Source organism: Fibrobacter sp. HC4 (genome assembly GCF_023373925.1).
Lineage (GTDB): Bacteria > Fibrobacterota > Fibrobacteria > Fibrobacterales > Fibrobacteraceae > Fibrobacter.
This window is the reverse complement of sequence record NZ_JALCZV010000026.1, coordinates 1-16,804: the sequence shown is the minus strand read 5'-3', so window position 1 is coordinate 16,804 and position 16,804 is coordinate 1. Positions and strand designations below refer to the sequence as shown.

15 protein-coding genes and 1 pseudogene are annotated in these 16,804 nt (G+C 43.7%); 2 read left to right on the top strand and 14 right to left on the bottom strand.

Going from position 1 to position 16,804, the window contains the following annotated elements; all coding sequences use genetic code 11:
* Positions 1–35: 35 nt before the first annotated feature.
* The 6 genes and pseudogenes from MMG03_RS14185 to MMG03_RS14170 form a co-directional block, all read right to left on the bottom strand.
* Complete coding sequence (locus MMG03_RS14185; protein WP_249506574.1) at positions 36–1,712, bottom strand: right-handed parallel beta-helix repeat-containing protein; 1,677 nt, start codon at positions 1,710–1,712, stop codon at positions 36–38.
* Positions 1,713–1,830: 118 nt separating this feature from the next.
* Positions 1,831–2,112 (bottom strand): helix-turn-helix domain-containing protein, encoded by a 282-nt coding sequence (locus MMG03_RS14180; protein ID WP_249506573.1) that lies wholly within the window; start codon positions 2,110–2,112, stop codon positions 1,831–1,833.
* Between the two features lie 150 nt (positions 2,113–2,262).
* Entirely contained in the window at positions 2,263–2,595 is a 333-nt protein-coding gene (locus MMG03_RS14175) for a hypothetical protein (protein ID WP_249506572.1), read from the bottom strand.
* A gap of 80 nt (positions 2,596–2,675) precedes the next feature.
* Complete coding sequence (locus MMG03_RS16205; protein WP_406600066.1) at positions 2,676–2,804, bottom strand: DUF1016 N-terminal domain-containing protein; 129 nt, start codon at positions 2,802–2,804, stop codon at positions 2,676–2,678.
* Between the two features lie 8 nt (positions 2,805–2,812).
* Positions 2,813–2,905: pseudogene (locus tag MMG03_RS16200) on the bottom strand (DNA damage-inducible protein D); the annotation flags it as partial.
* Positions 2,905–4,041 carry a YhcG family protein gene (locus MMG03_RS14170; protein WP_073286850.1) on the bottom strand — a complete coding sequence of 379 codons (1,137 nt, stop codon included), beginning with the start codon at positions 4,039–4,041 and terminating at the stop codon, positions 2,905–2,907. The pseudogene MMG03_RS16200 and the gene MMG03_RS14170, both read right to left, overlap by 1 nt.
* Positions 4,042–4,538: 497 nt before the next feature.
* Here MMG03_RS14170 and MMG03_RS14165 point away from each other — a divergent pair, with 497 nt between their 5' ends.
* Positions 4,539–4,778, top strand: a complete 240-nt coding sequence (locus MMG03_RS14165) for a cytoplasmic protein (protein ID WP_249506571.1) — start codon at positions 4,539–4,541, stop codon at positions 4,776–4,778.
* A 252-nt stretch (positions 4,779–5,030) separates the two neighbouring features.
* Here the strand turns inward: MMG03_RS14165 and MMG03_RS14160 are convergent, their stop codons facing one another.
* The 8 genes from MMG03_RS14160 to MMG03_RS14125 form a co-directional block, all read right to left on the bottom strand.
* On the bottom strand, positions 5,031–5,606 hold the full coding sequence (locus tag MMG03_RS14160) for an excalibur calcium-binding domain-containing protein (protein ID WP_249506570.1): 576 nt from the start codon (positions 5,604–5,606) through the stop codon (positions 5,031–5,033).
* A 54-nt stretch (positions 5,607–5,660) separates the two neighbouring features.
* Positions 5,661–6,620 (bottom strand): nuclease-related domain-containing protein, encoded by a 960-nt coding sequence (locus tag MMG03_RS14155; protein WP_249506569.1) that lies wholly within the window; start codon positions 6,618–6,620, stop codon positions 5,661–5,663.
* Between the two features lie 39 nt (positions 6,621–6,659).
* Complete coding sequence (locus MMG03_RS14150) at positions 6,660–7,607, bottom strand: nuclease-related domain-containing protein (RefSeq protein WP_249506568.1); 948 nt, start codon at positions 7,605–7,607, stop codon at positions 6,660–6,662.
* An 80-nt stretch (positions 7,608–7,687) separates the two neighbouring features.
* Positions 7,688–9,505 (bottom strand): DUF262 domain-containing protein, encoded by a 1,818-nt coding sequence (locus MMG03_RS14145; protein ID WP_249506567.1) that lies wholly within the window; start codon positions 9,503–9,505, stop codon positions 7,688–7,690.
* Positions 9,506–9,549: 44 nt separating this feature from the next.
* Positions 9,550–12,819 carry a type I restriction endonuclease subunit R gene (locus tag MMG03_RS14140; protein ID WP_249506566.1) on the bottom strand — a complete coding sequence of 1,090 codons (3,270 nt, stop codon included), beginning with the start codon at positions 12,817–12,819 and terminating at the stop codon, positions 9,550–9,552.
* A 66-nt stretch (positions 12,820–12,885) separates the two neighbouring features.
* Positions 12,886–13,887 carry a virulence RhuM family protein gene (locus MMG03_RS14135; RefSeq protein WP_249506565.1) on the bottom strand — a complete coding sequence of 334 codons (1,002 nt, stop codon included), beginning with the start codon at positions 13,885–13,887 and terminating at the stop codon, positions 12,886–12,888.
* 97 nt (positions 13,888–13,984) lie between these two features.
* Positions 13,985–14,908 carry an ORF6N domain-containing protein gene (locus MMG03_RS14130; RefSeq protein ID WP_249506564.1) on the bottom strand — a complete coding sequence of 308 codons (924 nt, stop codon included), beginning with the start codon at positions 14,906–14,908 and terminating at the stop codon, positions 13,985–13,987.
* Between the two features lie 183 nt (positions 14,909–15,091).
* On the bottom strand, positions 15,092–16,450 hold the full coding sequence (locus tag MMG03_RS14125) for a hypothetical protein (protein WP_249506563.1): 1,359 nt from the start codon (positions 16,448–16,450) through the stop codon (positions 15,092–15,094).
* A 106-nt stretch (positions 16,451–16,556) separates the two neighbouring features.
* Here MMG03_RS14125 and MMG03_RS14120 point away from each other — a divergent pair.
* A partial coding sequence (locus MMG03_RS14120) for a transposase family protein (protein WP_249505554.1) occupies positions 16,557–16,804 on the top strand: 248 nt, incomplete at its 3' end.

Sequence of the window (16,804 nt, the reverse complement as noted above, 5' to 3'; positions counted from 1 at the left end):
AACCTTTTTGAAGGTTTTCGGAGCTGTATTCGCATCTACTTCACGTGGACTTTTTGCAGATGGTTTCCCTGGCGGATGAGGTAGATGCCGGGAGTTTTGATTTTTTCCAATTGCATTTTTCCCAGGTAGCGGCCTTGCAAGTCGAATACGGTTGCTTCGCCAGAGATCACCTTCAATGTTGCGACGTTCGTGTTGATGGAAGTCGTGCTGTCGGAGCTGCTGGATTCCGCGACGGAATTACTAGATGCAACAGAACTGCTGGACTTGATGATTCCAAATTCATAAGCGCCCAGGTCCGGGGCCTCCCCTACAAAAGACTGGCCAATGTTTTCGCCCTTGTCGATGGCGCGGCTGCCTTCCTTCAGTTTCAGGAAGTTCAAATCAGGAACACTGCCATCAGGATTTCGCGGACCCAAAATTCCAGGAATCTTGGAGAGGTCCTCGCCCGTCACCGTCAAGCTGGGATCGTCGAGACTCATGAAGTCATCTTCCGTCAAATCCAGCTTCAAGTTCCAGGTGTTGTTTTCGCCGGCAGGGCAATCCACATACACATCGTGAGTTGCATCCTTCATCCAGCAAGATCCAATCTGGGAATTCTTATTCGGGATGGCAATGTTGTTCTTCAGCACGTGGGCGTTGTCGCCAAGCAAGGGCATCACATCTGCTGTGCGATTCAAATCCACATCATAAGTTGTGGAGGCCATGCCGAATGAGCGGTCTCCGTTTTTATAAGCGGTGTTGTTGATCCAAGTGCTTCCAGCATTGGTATAATTGGAATAAAAACCGTTAGCTACGTTATTCCAGGCCACACAATTCCTGATGATATGATGGCCGGCACCTGTACGACTGTAACCCATCTTGAAGCCGTGGCCATTTACTCCCGGAGGCGTTGCGGTTCCATACTTGATATAACCATTGCCCATGGCATAACTGTTTTCTACAATGACAGGGAATTCCTGCGCAAGAACGTCATAGCCGTCGTCGCTGTTCCACCAGGAACGGCATCCCACAAATCTTGTAGTATCGCCATCGTACTGATAATGTACGCCAAAGCCATCGGCATTTTCGCCATCGCCCTGCCAGCCCGTGGGGTCGTAATTGTCGTGGGCGTCGCAATTCAACACAAGATGGCCACCGCCTCCAGAGGCTCCGTCATGAATGAAAATTCCCGGGCCCGCATTATGATGGCTGTCGATTTGTTCCAGAATAATATGCTTACTGGCGTAAAGGAAAATGCCGGAATTGGAATTGCACTTCATGGGGGTGTTACGCACTTCGAAACCCTTCAGATGCAGGTATTTTGCCGCCACCACAATGGGAGACGTCGTCATGACGCTGTCGATGGTTCCCTTGTTCCTACAGGCTTGACCGATAGGGAGATTTGTGCCGTCAAAAATCGGGCGCTCCCCAGGGTATGCGAAATAATAAATACGCTTGTTGTCGCTTTCACCGCTGGCGGTCAAAAGAATGCCCGCCGTCATCTCGTAGCGCTTGTAGTAAACCGTGTCGTTCAGGTCGTAGACTCCCCCACGAACCCAGACCGTATCGCCCGCCTTCACAACGGCGTTTGCCTTGTTGAGGGAAGCGAAAGGCTTTTCCTTGGAACCGACGGCACTATCGTTACCGTCAACAGCCACATAATAGGTTGCGCCAAAGGCCTGGATGGCAGCCATCATGGCTAACCCTAACGAAAAAAAGAACTTCTTGTCCATAAACACCTCTTGCATTCATTTATAGTAAATAAATGAAAAATCATCAACGAGGCAATTATGAATGCACTGCGTTCACAATTAGGTAAAGCGATTCATTTTGTCGACGCCAACAAAATGATCAAAATTCAAAGAATATTGACGGGTCGCATTCAAAAACCTTGCCAAGCGCAATAGCCATTTTCTTGGACACCGCTCGACGCCCGTTTTCAAGATCCGAAACATAGTGTGGAGAATTGCCAAGTTTCTCTGCCAGTGCAGCTTGAGACCAGCCGCGCATATCACGACTGGCGAAAATCATTTCACCGGGAGTTGATTCCGTGAAACGTTTTTTAAACAAGTCCGTATCTTCCCAGGAATCAGACGCATCGTCCTTAATTACAACATTTTCTGGCTTATACATATATAACCAACGCCTTATCAATAAACTTGTCCAAAGCATCATGCATATGCTTTCGGTCACTTTGGGCGACAATCAATCATACTTAGTCCAATTCAATTGTGAACACTCTGTATTCACAATTGCGTAAAGCGAATCTTTTTTGAAATATTTTCACTTAATAAAATCCAGCATTTCTACATAGGAAAGTTCTCCAATTTTCTTACCAGACTTTTGAGCATATTCACACAGCCTTTTAAGATCCATATTTAAAGATGGAGGAATCTTATACGGGTCAGGAAAAGGTTCAAGTTCCTTTTGAATCTTGGCAAGAGAAATACTTTTGTTCACATTTTCAATACTCAGCCCAGACAACTCGGCGGTTTTCTCGATTCCGACCATATCGGCAACTTCTAAAATGACTTTCGGAATAACCAAAGAATCATTATTTGCAAGCGTATCCTTGAGATAGGTCCTTAGCCTTTGTTCATCATTATTATCAAGCATTTTTACCTCCATAATTTGGCGATATAAAACATTGGGCAATTTGTGACATTTGAAATTGCTCAGGTTGATATCTTAAAACGTTATTTGCATAGAAAAAGATTTTGCCCCCATGTCAAAAGTGCGACAGCCTGTTGCACTTTTGGCGAACTTTCAGAAAAACGCTCATAGAATTTTTTCATATTCCAAAGATTTCTCGGCGCAACCCTCATATCCGGAAATAGCAGGCATAGCGAGAAAGCTTGACATCGCTGATTTCACGTTCAGATCCGGAGCCAAGGGATACCATTTTGCCAACGTCGGCAAAATGATTTACTTGCGCATTGCCTCCAGGAGCAGTTTTTCGTCGGGTAGGACTGATTTAAGTTTTTCAGGCATCGCCTTGTAGGTGGCTACACCCATGGGCTGGTTATAATCCTGCAGCAAGTATTCCACAAAGGTTTTGTCGGCATTTTGACAAAGTATTATGCCAATTACAGGATTCTCAGTAGACTTGCGTTCGTCATCATTCAACACCCGCATGTAAGCAGCCAGCTGGCCTAAATAAGATGGCTTAAACTCGCCCGTCTTAAGTTCGACAACGACAAGGCTGCGCAATTCTCGATTGAAAAAGAGCAGGTCCACCCACATGTCGTGTTCAAATTTTTCGATATGAACCTGATGGCCCACATACGTAAAATCCTTGCCGAAGGTCAAAATGAAATTCTTGACATTCTGGACAATGGCTTTTTCAACCACGCGTTCGTCAATATCCTGCGGGTTGCGCTCCCCCAATTCCTCCACATTGATAAAATCCAGGAGGTACTCGTCCTTGAACATCGAAATGGCCTTTTGCGTATGGAGCGTTTTCGGGAGTGTCAACGCGAAATTGTTGGATATCTGCCCCTGGTGATGAAACAGGTCTGCCTTAAGGTATTCCCGCAGGGTGTACTTGTCCCAATGATTCAAAACGGCCTGGTGGATGTAAAACGCTCGTTCCTCTACAGAATCCGTTTTCTCTAAAATCTCCATATGATGTGAAAAACTGAGTGCAAGGAAATCGGAGAAGTTCAAAACTTCCGCCATTGGCGAACGATTTAAGTTTATTAGAGCGTGAATGGGTATAATTGGCGTTTTTATGTCAAATTCAGCCTTTTCCAATTCGCCCGCCATTGGCGGGCGATTTAAAAACTCTTCCCATTTCTCGTAAAATTGACGCATTTTCTTAATGCTTGTCGCTGAAAATCCCCTCAGTCCGGGCATTTCGCGTCTAAGCTGCGCACTGATTGTCTCGATTGCGCCGGTTCCCCAGGTACCTTCCCGTGAATTCGCCGAAACAAACTGACCAATGGCGTAATACAGAGAAAGCATTTGCTGATTGACTGCTCGGGCGGACTCCAGCTGACTCTCAAGAATAGCAGACTTGATCTGCTGAACAATATTATTGTAAATCGGACTGACCTTATCCATCTTGCCCTCCTCGCTAATGACTCCAAGTCAATTTGTGAGACAGCGTTTCACATTTTGGAAAACAGCGCGGCCCACGCCAACAACCTTTTTTACCATAAAAATCTCCTATGTCGTGATTCCGCAGAACCACAACGGCAAAGAACATCATTTTCCCCACGCCGGGAAGATGATCGATAGCATACTTTTGATTATGAAGATGTTCTAGTTTTGTTGTTGGCGGAGGTATTCTCCGGCGTTACCTGGCGCAATTTCACCTTGCGGCGAACTTACGCTCTCGAGCAGGCTGCGTCTCCTGCCAGCTATCCAACAACATCAACCAGATGGTTAATGAACCTTGCCGCGAATGCACGTACGGACTTTTGTAAGTCTATGTCGACTGTCACAAGGATTGATGAATTACAGAATGAAATATATGCAAATGCAAGAGAAATTTCAAGTACTTTGATTGTCAAAAAATAATCCACTTAAAAGATGCCAAAATGACTATATTACTTTATATGAATTTCGATAAGCTGCATAAGCTCAGCTTTAGGAACAGGGGCGTTTTGTCCACAACAACTCGATGCGGATGTTTCTATTGCAAACGATTGTTCGCTCCGTCTGAAATCACGGAGTGGACAGATGATGGCGAAGACACTGCGCTTTGCCCCTATTGTTCCATTGACAGCGTGATTCCCGATTTAGATAATACTCTTAACGAGGAATTACTTGAAGCGATGAATCGGAAGTATTTTTAAGACCATTTTGTTGACGTCAACAAAATGGTTGTATGAAAAGTTTTTGTGGACGAAAATTTCAACCGCAATTAATTGATGCATCCAAGAGAGCAATCACATCAAAGATTTTCCACTCACTGCATGGAAAATCTCTGGAAAGAACTTGTAAAATTGAACAAAGTATGTCGCCTTGCGGGCGACATTTGAGGCATTGACGCAGACGAAAACATCGTTTATGACGAAGACAAACTCTGGGATCGAGGATAGATGTTTTTACCTTCCGAACTGACGCTCGCAGGGAATACCGTCGCCATCGCCATCCATTTTAGCTCCTGGGCAGTTCTTTAAGAAGAACAGAGCTTCTTCGTAGCTATTCATCTGGCTGCAATAAATGCGGTCGTCGCAAAGGTAAGATGGTTCATTGACAGAAGATCCTTGAAAATTCAAAGCTTCCGGAATTGCCTGTTCTGAATTATGGATGACCGGCTCATTTTTATTTTTCGTGGATTGCGTAGTGCATTGATTCAATAGCATAAAGGGAATAGACAAGACAAGAATTGCTAAGGCATATTTCAATTTTCTCTTGCGATAATACCCAGGAACATAGGTGTTTCGATCATGAACTACCTGTCTCAAAGGAACACCTTCTAAAACGCCAGAAGATATTCGCGCTCCCTTGGGAGTTTCTAGGAATTGTGTTACGACAATGGTATCACCAACCTGAGGATTGCGGCTAATAGGCCCTAAAGCACTCTTGTGTACGAAATACTTCTTACCGTTGGCAATGGCAAAACCATAACCTTTTTCTGCATTCCAGCTGGAAACTTTTGCGACGTTTGATAAAGTCATAATTTAATTACCGCAAGAATATAACTATTTCACTTTGGCCAGTCTCCGCATAATTCACGAGAATCTCTGAAAACGCTGGGTCGTTCTATCCTTGTGCGCTTTCTTTACCGCATCAGACACATTTACGCAACGCTGAAGCATAAAATGCCAACGGTCAATGGTTTCTGGAGGAATAATCGGATCCAGTAAGTTTAAAGAATTAAGCATCCGGCTTTCCAAAGACCACAAAGACATAATGTTCGCTGTCGGAACCGGTTCTACGTGCTCAATATTCGCCTTGTTTCCAAACACAATATAGCTGTAAACAGGAATATGACCAGCCTGTATATTCAAGAAGTGGCATAACGCCTTAATATGCCCTTCATTTTGTCGAACCGGATTCGGGAACTGATCAGGAATTTCCTCATTTCGCTTATAACGAAGCCACTGCGAATATCGATTCTCGCCATATATGCTGCCAGATAGATTTTTGCTTTCGATGACGTATATTCCCGTTTCATGAAGCAGGAGAACATCTATTTCACTTGTTCCACCGCCCCTTGGCACATAGACATTCTGCAAAATACGATAATGCTTACCAGCCCTATGGCACGCAACATCAATACTGGCGGCAATGTTGAGCTCCCCCACCTTTCCAACAAAATCGGTATATGGTTGAAACTGTGTTTCTTCTCTATTGATAGCAATCTGTCGATTTAACTCTCGTTTTGTTTCGGCCCTATATTGGGCATTATCCACCTCAGTTGAGACTTTTTCCTTGATTTCATCCCAGCAGGAAATCACAACAATAAGTAGCACTAAAGCTATAAGCAAGCCAACAACGATGAAAACCGTGGAATGAGCCTTTATAAACTGCCCTAAGGCTACCAACGCTCCCAAAACAAGAACGCCTAGGCATCCAATTCCAGCAAACTCGGGCCTTTTTCGAAGAATACCCAGCAGAATTGATATGGCTAAAGCAATCAATATATACGGCAACAAAACGCCAATAGCGTTTGCTGTGGCATCAGCCATTATCTGAGATATGTTGGAGGAGGGATTCATCGTCGCTTACTAAGTCTCTCTATACCAGCACTTTGGAAATCCAGAGCAGCCCCAGAATTGTTGGCCGACATTCTCCCCTTTCTTGGCGGTGCGCAACACCATTGGCTTACCGCATTTGGGGCAGATTTTGCCGGATTCTTCAGTTGATGCGGACGCAGGTGCCTCCCCTTTCTTCGATTCCTGGGCGCACTGTGCGGCAAGCAGTTCCTCATATTTCTTGGCGTAATCAGACTTGTTGGGCAAGCTTTTGTCCAAGAAGTATTGAACAGTTTCACGGATATCGGATTCGGTCCAGTTTGCGTCTTCGTTTTTGGCATCAGCGGCCTTGATATAGGCAACAATCTGGTCTGCGCGCATAACCTTTGACTTGACATCAGCAGGCGCATTCTTGTCGTTCAATACAGTTTTCGGATTAGCAAGAACCACCATGGAAAGGTAATTCTGGGAAAAAGTGCTTTCGAAGATCTTTTGAGTCAAAATGTTGGTTTTGGCCTCGAAGCGGACTTCCTTGAGGACATTCAAGTGACGTTCATTCTGCGTTACCGGAGAATAGATGCCCTCCTTCTTGTAACGCTTGCCAAAACTCATATGGCGAATAAAGTTGCCCTTTTCGTCAATTTCAATGTCGCCATAAAGATTCTTGCATTCGATTACAAAAATATGCTGACGGGTCATCACAAGAAAATCTATCTGCGCAGACAATCCATTCTTTTCAAGATAGATATCATGCAGCACATACATATCCAGGCCGCTATTCTTCAGTTCGAAAACAATCTGACGTTCCCCGTAAAGACCTGCTTCGGCCGCGGCAATTTGTTCCTCGATATCATTCTTCAAATCGCCAGATGCATTAGCGGATAAAGCCTTCATCTTTTCGATGAATTCTTCTGCATTGCTCTTTTCTTTAAGGAATACAGGACCAAAGTGCTTGTTAAAAATGGAATCTAGAATGGACATAGGAAATTACTCGAAAAGTTTTGATTCTTCCAGAACAACCTGGGAATCATCCAGCATAGCGAACATTAAAATCAGTCATTTCACAATCCTTCGTAATACTCTCTAATCTTCTGCGCCATTAACTTACGGCGTTCCAGGAGGAATTGGTCGTAGTTTTCGTAAGTCCAGTCTTTGATTGCGGCGGGGATGCAGTTTGTGGCGAGGTTCTGGTTGAATTCATCAACGGTAGCGATGTTGCCGATTTGTTTTTCACCCGCAGGGCAACCATTCTGAATTTGGTCGAGAGCTCTGGTGAAATAGGCGTTGGGTGCATCGTCCCCTACTGCGATGTTTGTGGGGGTATCCAAATAAGTATAGTTGGCAACCTGATTGTATCTGGTCTTTTCGCCTATGCCATTTTTCTGCAGATACTTCTTTGGGAAAATATGGTGGACATCGCCAATGACAGAAATCAGGTTTGAAACGGCACAGTTCTTTGTGAACAGGGCATCGTCTTTCATGCGGACTTGTGCAGCCCAGTAAACATTGATATAAGGGCTATTTACAGCTGTGGTTTCAAAATTCTGAACAAGGCCGTCATTCCAGAATACATCAGAAAGTTCTGCTCGCTCAATTTCTTCTAGATAGTTGCAGAAGCCCTTTTCGCTGATGCGACGCAAATCCAGATCCATGGCAGATTCCGGAGATGCGATATAGCGGCTTGTAAGTGTCGCGAGCACGTACCACTTTTGCACATAGCGTTTTACCTGGGTCTTGTCGACATCGGAATTATGCAAGAGCAAGTAAAGAGTGTATGCGAAATCCAATGTCAAATCGGAATTCATCAACTTGTTGGAGATAAAACCAGCATCCTTAATGGCGAGAGTAAACTGTTTGAAGTTATACTCGTTCATGTAATCCATTACGCCGTCTTTCAAGCTCTTAAAGGATTCTTCGGCAATTTCTTCCTTGAATTCACGAGTTTCAAAGTCGCGACCACTCAGCAATGCGACCAAGTCCTTCATTTTACCGCGATTGAACTTGTACATAAAGGCAACGCGAAGCATATCGGAATAGCTAGGATCATAGATAGCTTCGGTATCATTCTTGAGCCATTCCATTTTCTTTGCATATTCGGTGCCGGCAAATTCAGCGTCCTTGCACATTTCGGCATACCATTCTGGCTGAACAGCCAAATGGGAGAAATAGTCGATAGCCTTACGCAACAAGCGTCCTTCATTCTTTTCGTCCGACGCAATCTTTGACATGGCAAAGTCGGCCTGGTTCAGCTTTGCGCCACGGCTATTTATGCGAATGAAGATTTCGGTAACTTCGTCAACTGAAAGATCTTTATTCAAAGTGATTATGCCAATAGAGCGAGTCTTTATGGCAAGTAGTTGCTGAATTTTCTTGTTGAAATCACTTTTCTTAACATCCGAGTTTATTTCACAATATTTTTCAACAAAATCAAACGAATCAAAATCCGCTTGGAATACAACTGAAATATCTGGAATCCATTTCTTATCTTTAAGAATTGCGTTGTCCTGAACCTTAAAGGTTTCTTCACCTTCTTCAGCAAATGGATTAAAAGAAATCTTTATGGTTTTCTTCTCAAAATCCTCATTGAGAACTTCCTTACCTAAAATAGCAGTCATCATGGCCGTAACACGCTGTTGACCATCAATCATAATCTTCTTGCCTTCCGAAAGAGTTCCATCTTTCAAACGCATATTGGGACTTTGAGAGATAATCAAATAGCCAGCAGGATAACCATTATACAAGGAATCAATCAAATCACGAACCTGCTTTGGCTTCCATACAAACGGACGTTGAATTTCAGGAATGGCAACTTCACCTGAATTGATGAAGCCAAGAATTGAATCAATTGTTTTCGGAGAAAGTTCGTATTTTTCGGACATATAAAACTCTTTAAAACTTATAAAACGTCTCTAACATTCAAGAATCATCTATTCTTCTTGAAGTTCTCGGCCTGTTCGAAGATTTCGCCGTAGACTTCGTCGCGTTCTACGGGCGGGTAGCCGAATTCGTCTAACTTGATGATTAGATCCACCTTGAGCATAGACTTGATGTCGTCTTTCTTATTCCAGTCTGGGTATGCGGCAACATCATCTACGATGTTCTTTACTTCCTTGGACAAGGCAATCAGCTTGTCTTCGGGATAAGTAAAGTGGTACTTATCGCAGAGCATCTTCAAAATGTCATAGAAGGCGTTTTCTTCGAAGCTTAAGCCCTTGTCATCACCGGCATCGAAGGCGGCTCGGACTTCCATGATCATGTTGGTCAGGGTCTCCGCCATTTCTTCGTAGACTTCACTCTTCAATATATCCTGTTCGGTGCGGTCGTTGTATGTTTCAACCAACGCCTGCATTTTCTTGGTGAAATCGACACCCTTGATCTTATTGACCTTGCGAATTTGGCCAATAGCTTTTTTCAAAAGCATCTGAAGAAGTTTGATTTTTGTATTCGGAAGTTTGATGCGGTTGATGTGATCCAGGTATTCCTTGTCAAAGATGTTCTGGACAGAATTTTCGGCATTTTCATCGTTCAGCTTCAAGACTTCTTCAACACCATCACTCTGGAGGGCGGCGGCAATCATCTCACGAACGTGGGCATTCATCTGGGCAGTATCGGGAGCATCGCCCTTTGTCAGCTTATGAATGATAGAACGGATTGCGAAATAGAAATGTGCCTTATTGCGCTCAGCCTGCTCAATTTTTTCGTTACCCACGCAAATGTCATAGGAGGCCTTCAAACGCTGAGACAAGCCCATAAAGCGGGCTTCATTCTCTTTCGTCTTCTGAACATATTCCTGAGCCTGGCGCAGGCATTCCAGTTTCTTGAGCTCGGCCCCCTCGCCCACAGATTTAAAATAGGCGGAAGCATCAAAGCCATGCATCAGGCGGTCGAGCAAATCCAGGTGATTGCGGAATTCCGTAATGGCAGCAGAAATGTCTTCTACATTCTGTTCAGAACCAGCACCATATTGCTTTAAAGCAAGGTTCATTCTGCGCTTGATACCGATGTAATCCACAACAATGCCCTTGTCCTTGCCGGCAAAGGTGCGGTTCACGCGAGAAATTGTCTGGATCAAGGAATGTTGCTGAATAGGCTTATCAATGTAGATAGCGTCAAGGCAAGGCACATCAAAGCCGGTCAGCCACATGTCCACCACAATGGCAATCTTGAAATTGGAGCGTTCCTGTTTGAACAAGCGGTCCAGTTCCTTGCGATCGTCTTTATCTCCAAGCAAATCCCACAAAGCCTTTTCATCGTCCTTGTTGCGGGTCATGACCATCTTGATGCGTTCAACAGGCTTCAGCTCTCGCTTTTCCTTGTCGCTCAGTTCCTCTCCCGGAACAAACAGAGATTCATCAAAGGCCTTTGCCGTACCCCAATCAGGGCGAAGTTCCAAGATGTTCTTATAAAGCTGATAAGCAATCTTGCGATTGTAGCAAACGAACATGGCCTTGCCACGGACCGAAGACTTTTCCTCGATGCGGGCTTCGTAATGGGCAACGAAGTCTGCGGCAACGGCTTTTAAACGGTCCGGGTCACCAAGGATAACGCCCATCTGGGCCATTTCGCGCTTGCTCTGGTCCACCTGGTATTCGTTGGCACCTTGTTCCGCAGCTTTATCGTAATACTTTTCAATATCTTCTAGAACGGAATTGTTCAGCACCACCTTGGCGGCACGACCTTCGTAAACGATTGGCACCGTAATGCCATCCTTCACGGATTCCGTCATTGTATAGATATCCACTTCACGACCGAATACTTCCAGCGTGGCATCTACAGGCGTTCCTGTAAAGCCCACGTAAGTTGCATTAGGCAGGGAATCGTGCAGATAGCGTGCAAAGCCATAGCTGGTCTTTACACCCTTGTCGGTCACAGTAACTTTTTGATCCAGGTTGGTCTGAGTTCTATGCGCTTCGTCAGAAATGCAAACCACATTGTTGCGGTCCGTCAAGAGTTCAATATCTTCACTGAACTTCTGGATTGTGGTAAGGAACACTCCCCCACTCTTGCGGCCCTTCAACTTTTCACGAAGGTCTGCTCGGCTTTCAACACTTTCGACACGTTCATCGCCGATGTACTTCTTGGAGCCAACAAACAAGCCAGAAAGCTGGTCATCCAAATCGGTGCGGTCTGTTATCAAGATAATAGTCGGGCTCTTGAATTCCTGGGAACGCATCAGCAATCGGGTCAAGAAGAGCATGGTATAGCTCTTTCCACAACCCGTTGCTCCAAAATAAGTACCGCCCTTACCGTTTCCGGCAGGCTTGCGGGCCTTGCAAATGTTCTCGTACAAGGAGCGTGCGGCGTAATATTGCGGATAACGGCAAAGAACCTTCAGTTCCTTTTTACTGCTATCCGGGAAATACTGGAAATTCTTGAAAATATCCAGCAGACGCTTACGGCCAAACATTCCCTGAATCATGGAATAAAGGCTTTCGATACCCTCGACATCAACACGCTTATCCTTAAAACCAACACGACGCCAGGCGTAATAATAATCGTACTTGGCAAAGAAACTTCCGGCCTTGTTATTAACGCCATCACTAAAGACACAGAAGGCGTTATAGACGAACAGCTGGGGAATATCACGGCGGTAACGAACTGTCAACTGTTCAAAGGCATTGAACACAGTGGCGTCTTCACGAACGGCACTCTTGAATTCAAAAACGACAAGAGGGAGGCCGTTCACGTAAAGAATTCCATCGGGAATACGCTTTTCGTTCCCTGGGCCGACTATTTCCAGCTGGTTTACAAACTTGATAATGTTATGGTCTGCGCTGTACTTTGCCTGAACATCGGCAGCCAAGGCAACATCGGAATCTTCGGAATCCAGGCCAAAGCCTGCCTTTCGGTGTTCCCCTAATGCTGAATAATCAATCAGTTCAATAAGAATATCCTTCTGCTTCGGGTCTTCGCGCTTGAGCATGTAACCGTCAGAAAGCCATGTACAGAACTTCTTGTTGCTCTCGTAAAGGTCGCTTGCGGCCAAAGAACGCAACTCCATCACAAGAAGCTGGATTTCATTATCGGTAATGCCCTCGACATCATACCTGCGATGCAGATATTCCCGCAAGTCCGATTCTATCAGGACATCTTCTTCGGAACGGGCAATCTGCTCCCCAGGAATATAGGAATACCCCTCCTGAACAAGGAGATCCTTGATAGCAATCTCTAAATCAGCTTCTTTGAAGGCCATGCCGTAAAAATAAATTCATTATTTTTCTGCGCAATAGGCAAAATGGCGATTTTAGGGTAAAAGCCCCTAATTCTTCTTTATTTTCCGGATTACCTTGTCGAAATCAGAGTCAATCTTTTGCGTGCGATTGAAAATCTCGTATTCCCCAAAAGCTTTCTCGTCCGCCTGGTCTCGGCAGACTTTTCCATTGCCATCAAGGATATCGTAGCGCCTGAATTCCAAGAACTCGTTCACGCTTGCGGCAAACTGCTCCATGTTAAAAGCAATCTCCCGCTCTATCAAGTCTTCGATGTAGTCAAAATAACCGCTCACCGCACGTTCCAGCTGACGGATCTGCTTTTCTGACAAATAATTCTTGGCAATGTTCACATCGCTTTTCAGCACACGGCCGCTCGGAGAATTTTTCCAAGTCGTAAGCCCCATGTGCTCTTTTTTGTGGTCGGCCCTCTCGTACACGATTTCTGCAGCAGTCTGCCCTGTTATCGCATAGTGGAACTTGTTCTGAACCGTGGCGAAAAACTTTTTCGTTATTTCTGAATCCTTGTCGTAGTCTATGGAACACTCGGCAAAAATATCCGTTATCTGCTGCCAAATGCGGCGTTCGCTCGCACGGATAGATCGGACTCTTTCCAAAAGTTCCTTGAAGTAGTCCTTGCCGAAAACAGCGTTGCCCTGCTTTAAGCGCTCGTCGTCGAGCACAAAACCCTTCTTGATGTATTCCTTCAGGATTCCCGTAGCCCAAATGCGGAACTTTGTGGCCTTCGCAGAATTTACACGATAACCGACGGAAATAATTGCATCGAGATTGTAGAAATTCATTCTATAGTTTTTGCCGTCGCTGGCAGTTGCCGAGATTTCCTCGGTAACTGATTTCTTTTCCAATTCTCCAGAGGCAAAAACATTTTTCAAGTGCAAACTGATGTTGTCCGTCGAACAGTCAAACAACTCGGCCATAGCCTTCTGCGTCAGCCAGATGGTCTCGTCTTTGACCAAGGCCATGACCTTGACATCTTCTTCAGGACTACTGTAAAGAATATACGATATCTGCTTGGCTAGTTCGTTCGACATACCTTCATTATTTCCTACTCACTTGTGCACTACAATATACATTCCCGGAACAGATTTGTCAAGACTTTTTTCTGCTATTCAAACTGCTTGGAGAGTTTCAAATTTTTGGTTTAGAATCGCACTTGTACTTCACCTTTGATTCGCAAGCCTTGTTCAAGGCAAGTGTTCGATTCAAGTAACCGGCTAGTTCTAGTTCAATTGCATCTCGAACCACCCGGTCAAGGTATTCGTTCGTCGTCTTGTCTTCACCTTCGGCCAACTTCCGAACAGTTTCCTGCAAATCGTACGGAACCTGGACTGTCATGTCCTTCATTGGAGTGATGTACAAATTCCCGCCGACAGCCTCTGCCATTTTCAGCAACTGCTTGTAGGAGGGATTCGTTTTCAGCGACGCGATGCGAGAAATCGCACTTTGCGTCGTTCCCATTTTATCGGCAATGTCCTTCTGCGTCAGCCCCAAAGAATCCTTCATGAAATCAAAATCAGTCAAGAACGAAGACAGAGCCTCGTAAGTTTTCACAAACGAAGCCAATTTTTCGTCTTCTTTTTCGAGCGAATCCATGTAATCTAAGACTTGATCTTTTTTCATGACATGACGCATATAAACGAAAGCCCGCATAATTTCAATACTGGTATTTACCGCAATTTCACTATGCAATACACCAGACAGCATTGCAATACCCTGTTCCGTAAATGCATACGGCAAGTATTTTGAATGCTGACCGCGTCCATTCTTTAAGGTGCCAAATTGGTACCTTAAAGATTCTTCCTTGGACAATTCAAAGCAAAAATCTTCCGGAAAACGTTCCAAATTACGTTTTACAGATTGTTTCAACGCTTTCGTTTCAACCCCATAAATATCAGCCAAGTCACGATCCAGCATCACATATTGTCCACGAATACGTAATATTCGTTGCGCAATAGGCATCTCTAACCAAACCTTTTCAAGGTCCTTATCCTCAATAGGTTTACCCTCTAGGACTTCAAATGTTTCTGTAGAGTTCTTTTCACTTTTAGCCATAGAGCCTCCTTTAAATCGCAAATACAATTAGAGACGTCTTTAGAATACGGCAAGCAGAATCAACAAAGCCATATAACAAAAAGACGCACCTAACCTTTCTAGGGTTAAGTGCGTCAGGAGGTAATCTAGCTAATAAGCCGATTTTGGCAAGAGGGGGAAGAAAATTTTACAAAGGTGCAAATTTTACTCTCCCCTTAGCGCTTTGGCTCTTTGTTCTTCAAATTCCAAATAAGATTCCGCACCTTCTAATTGTATTTGCCAAAACTTTCTTCTTTCAGGAAGGGTTTCTTCGCTTAACATTTTTTTAAAGTGCTCTACCTCATCATAGTGCTTTTGGGGAACTTGTCCTAATGCACAAGTATACGTTTCAATTCCTTTCCAAGTCAACATTGACCAAAATCTTCGTTTTTCTTCCTTCGTCAATTTTCTAGTATATCTACATACGACAGCAGAAATATCCATCCACGCAGGACTTTCATCCCTTAAATAACCAGCAATGCTAGCAAAACATTTCCTTTCATCATCAGTCTTTGCACAATTGAATTTTTCAACTACAATTCTACTTAGGCACCTGTTTTCTGGATCAATCTTTACGATTTCTTCCTCAAATCTGTAAGGAGCATTTTCGTTCAGAAGCATTTCTATAATTTTTATGAAAGCATTTTGTTCTTCAACATTAAAATCAGACCTTACAAAATATGTTAGAGAAAAATCATGGCTAAGATTAAGGCCTAAATGTTGTCTTTTTTCAAAGATCTCACATAACCATTGAATATTTTTCACTTCCTTAAACAGGGATGCTTTTTCCTCAAAGTAGTGTGTTGAATGATCAAAAACATTCAAATCTTCAATCAAAGCAATCTTATCAACAAGCCAATTTGCACTACTTTCATTCCATTCAAAAGTAGTATTATTCCATTTTCTTTCCGAGACCAAGATATTCTCTATCAAACGATTTAAAAATAACGATCTATTTGAATCTGACCATTCATTCCAATCGTCTTCAACAAACTTCAAGAAAGATTGATTCAAATTTAAAACGAAGGATGCGATAATATTGGCATATTTAGAACAATTCTTTTCCTTAATACAAACCTTCAGAAGTTCATAACTCTGAATACTATATATGGAACTATCAGATATTGTTCTATATAAAAATTCATCTGCGTCCAATCCCTGTTTCATTAACACTTTCAGCAAATCAACAATTTGCGGGAATTTATTCCTTTCAAAAAGATACCCGGCCAATAGACCAAAATAAAATTCCTTATAGGCATTCTTCTTGCAGAATTTGGCTATCTTTGATGTTAAAGCAACTAATTCATTCTCGCTACCAATTTGCTTTCCGTATTTACAGGCAATCAGGCGAATTTTGTAATCCTCTTGATAATCATAAAATTCAAGTCGTTCAATAAAGTCAATGACGTCAGAAGATGTTTGTCCAATAAGTCTTCGATGAACAAGTCCTTCAGCAAGTTCATCATGATTATCCCTATAATCGGCATTTATAAATTCAAGAATTTCTTGGCTCTTCATCAACATGTGTGGGTGGCTTCGCCACCCTTTTTTGTTGACATTCGCCTAAATTAAACAAAAAATGGGCTATTTTCTAAAATTTAATCGCCAAAAAAAACAGAAGAAAAAGCCCATGTCAAAATTATACAAATCCATCTTCAATGTCAACGGCTGTTCAGTCGTCAAGCAGGAACAAACCGATACCACGGTCACCATCACGGTAAGACTCACCAAGGGCAACGCCAGCAGGTGCGGCTGTTGCGGGCGAAAAGGGAAACTCTACGACAACGGCCGGGAACAGAGGGTATGGCGGACGCTCGATCTCGGCACGAAAATGGGCTTCATCAAGATGGACACCTACAGGGTGAAGTGCAGGAAGTG

Excerpts from the sequence above, each read along its gene's own strand:
- MMG03_RS14155 (WP_249506569.1), bottom strand. The coding sequence starts at position 6,620 with ATGGCTGATGCCACAGCAAACGCTATTGGCGTTTTGTTGCCGTATATA.
- MMG03_RS14160 (WP_249506570.1), bottom strand. The coding sequence starts at position 5,606 with ATGACTTTATCAAACGTCGCAAAAGTTTCCAGCTGGAATGCAGAAAAA.
- MMG03_RS14165 (WP_249506571.1), top strand. The coding sequence starts at position 4,539 with ATGAATTTCGATAAGCTGCATAAGCTCAGCTTTAGGAACAGGGGCGTT.
- MMG03_RS14150 (WP_249506568.1), bottom strand. The coding sequence starts at position 7,607 with ATGTCCATTCTAGATTCCATTTTTAACAAGCACTTTGGTCCTGTATTC.
- MMG03_RS14125 (WP_249506563.1), bottom strand. The coding sequence starts at position 16,450 with ATGTTGATGAAGAGCCAAGAAATTCTTGAATTTATAAATGCCGATTAT.
- MMG03_RS14185 (WP_249506574.1), bottom strand. The coding sequence starts at position 1,712 with ATGGACAAGAAGTTCTTTTTTTCGTTAGGGTTAGCCATGATGGCTGCC.
- MMG03_RS14180 (WP_249506573.1), bottom strand. The coding sequence starts at position 2,112 with ATGTATAAGCCAGAAAATGTTGTAATTAAGGACGATGCGTCTGATTCC.
- MMG03_RS14170 (WP_073286850.1), bottom strand. The coding sequence starts at position 4,041 with ATGGATAAGGTCAGTCCGATTTACAATAATATTGTTCAGCAGATCAAG.
- MMG03_RS14145 (WP_249506567.1), bottom strand. The coding sequence starts at position 9,505 with ATGTCCGAAAAATACGAACTTTCTCCGAAAACAATTGATTCAATTCTT.
- MMG03_RS14135 (WP_249506565.1), bottom strand. The coding sequence starts at position 13,887 with ATGTCGAACGAACTAGCCAAGCAGATATCGTATATTCTTTACAGTAGT.
- MMG03_RS14175 (WP_249506572.1), bottom strand. The coding sequence starts at position 2,595 with ATGCTTGATAATAATGATGAACAAAGGCTAAGGACCTATCTCAAGGAT.
- MMG03_RS14140 (WP_249506566.1), bottom strand. The coding sequence starts at position 12,819 with ATGGCCTTCAAAGAAGCTGATTTAGAGATTGCTATCAAGGATCTCCTT.
- MMG03_RS16205 (WP_406600066.1), bottom strand. The coding sequence starts at position 2,804 with ATGAGGGTTGCGCCGAGAAATCTTTGGAATATGAAAAAATTCTATGAG.
- MMG03_RS14130 (WP_249506564.1), bottom strand. The coding sequence starts at position 14,908 with ATGGCTAAAAGTGAAAAGAACTCTACAGAAACATTTGAAGTCCTAGAG.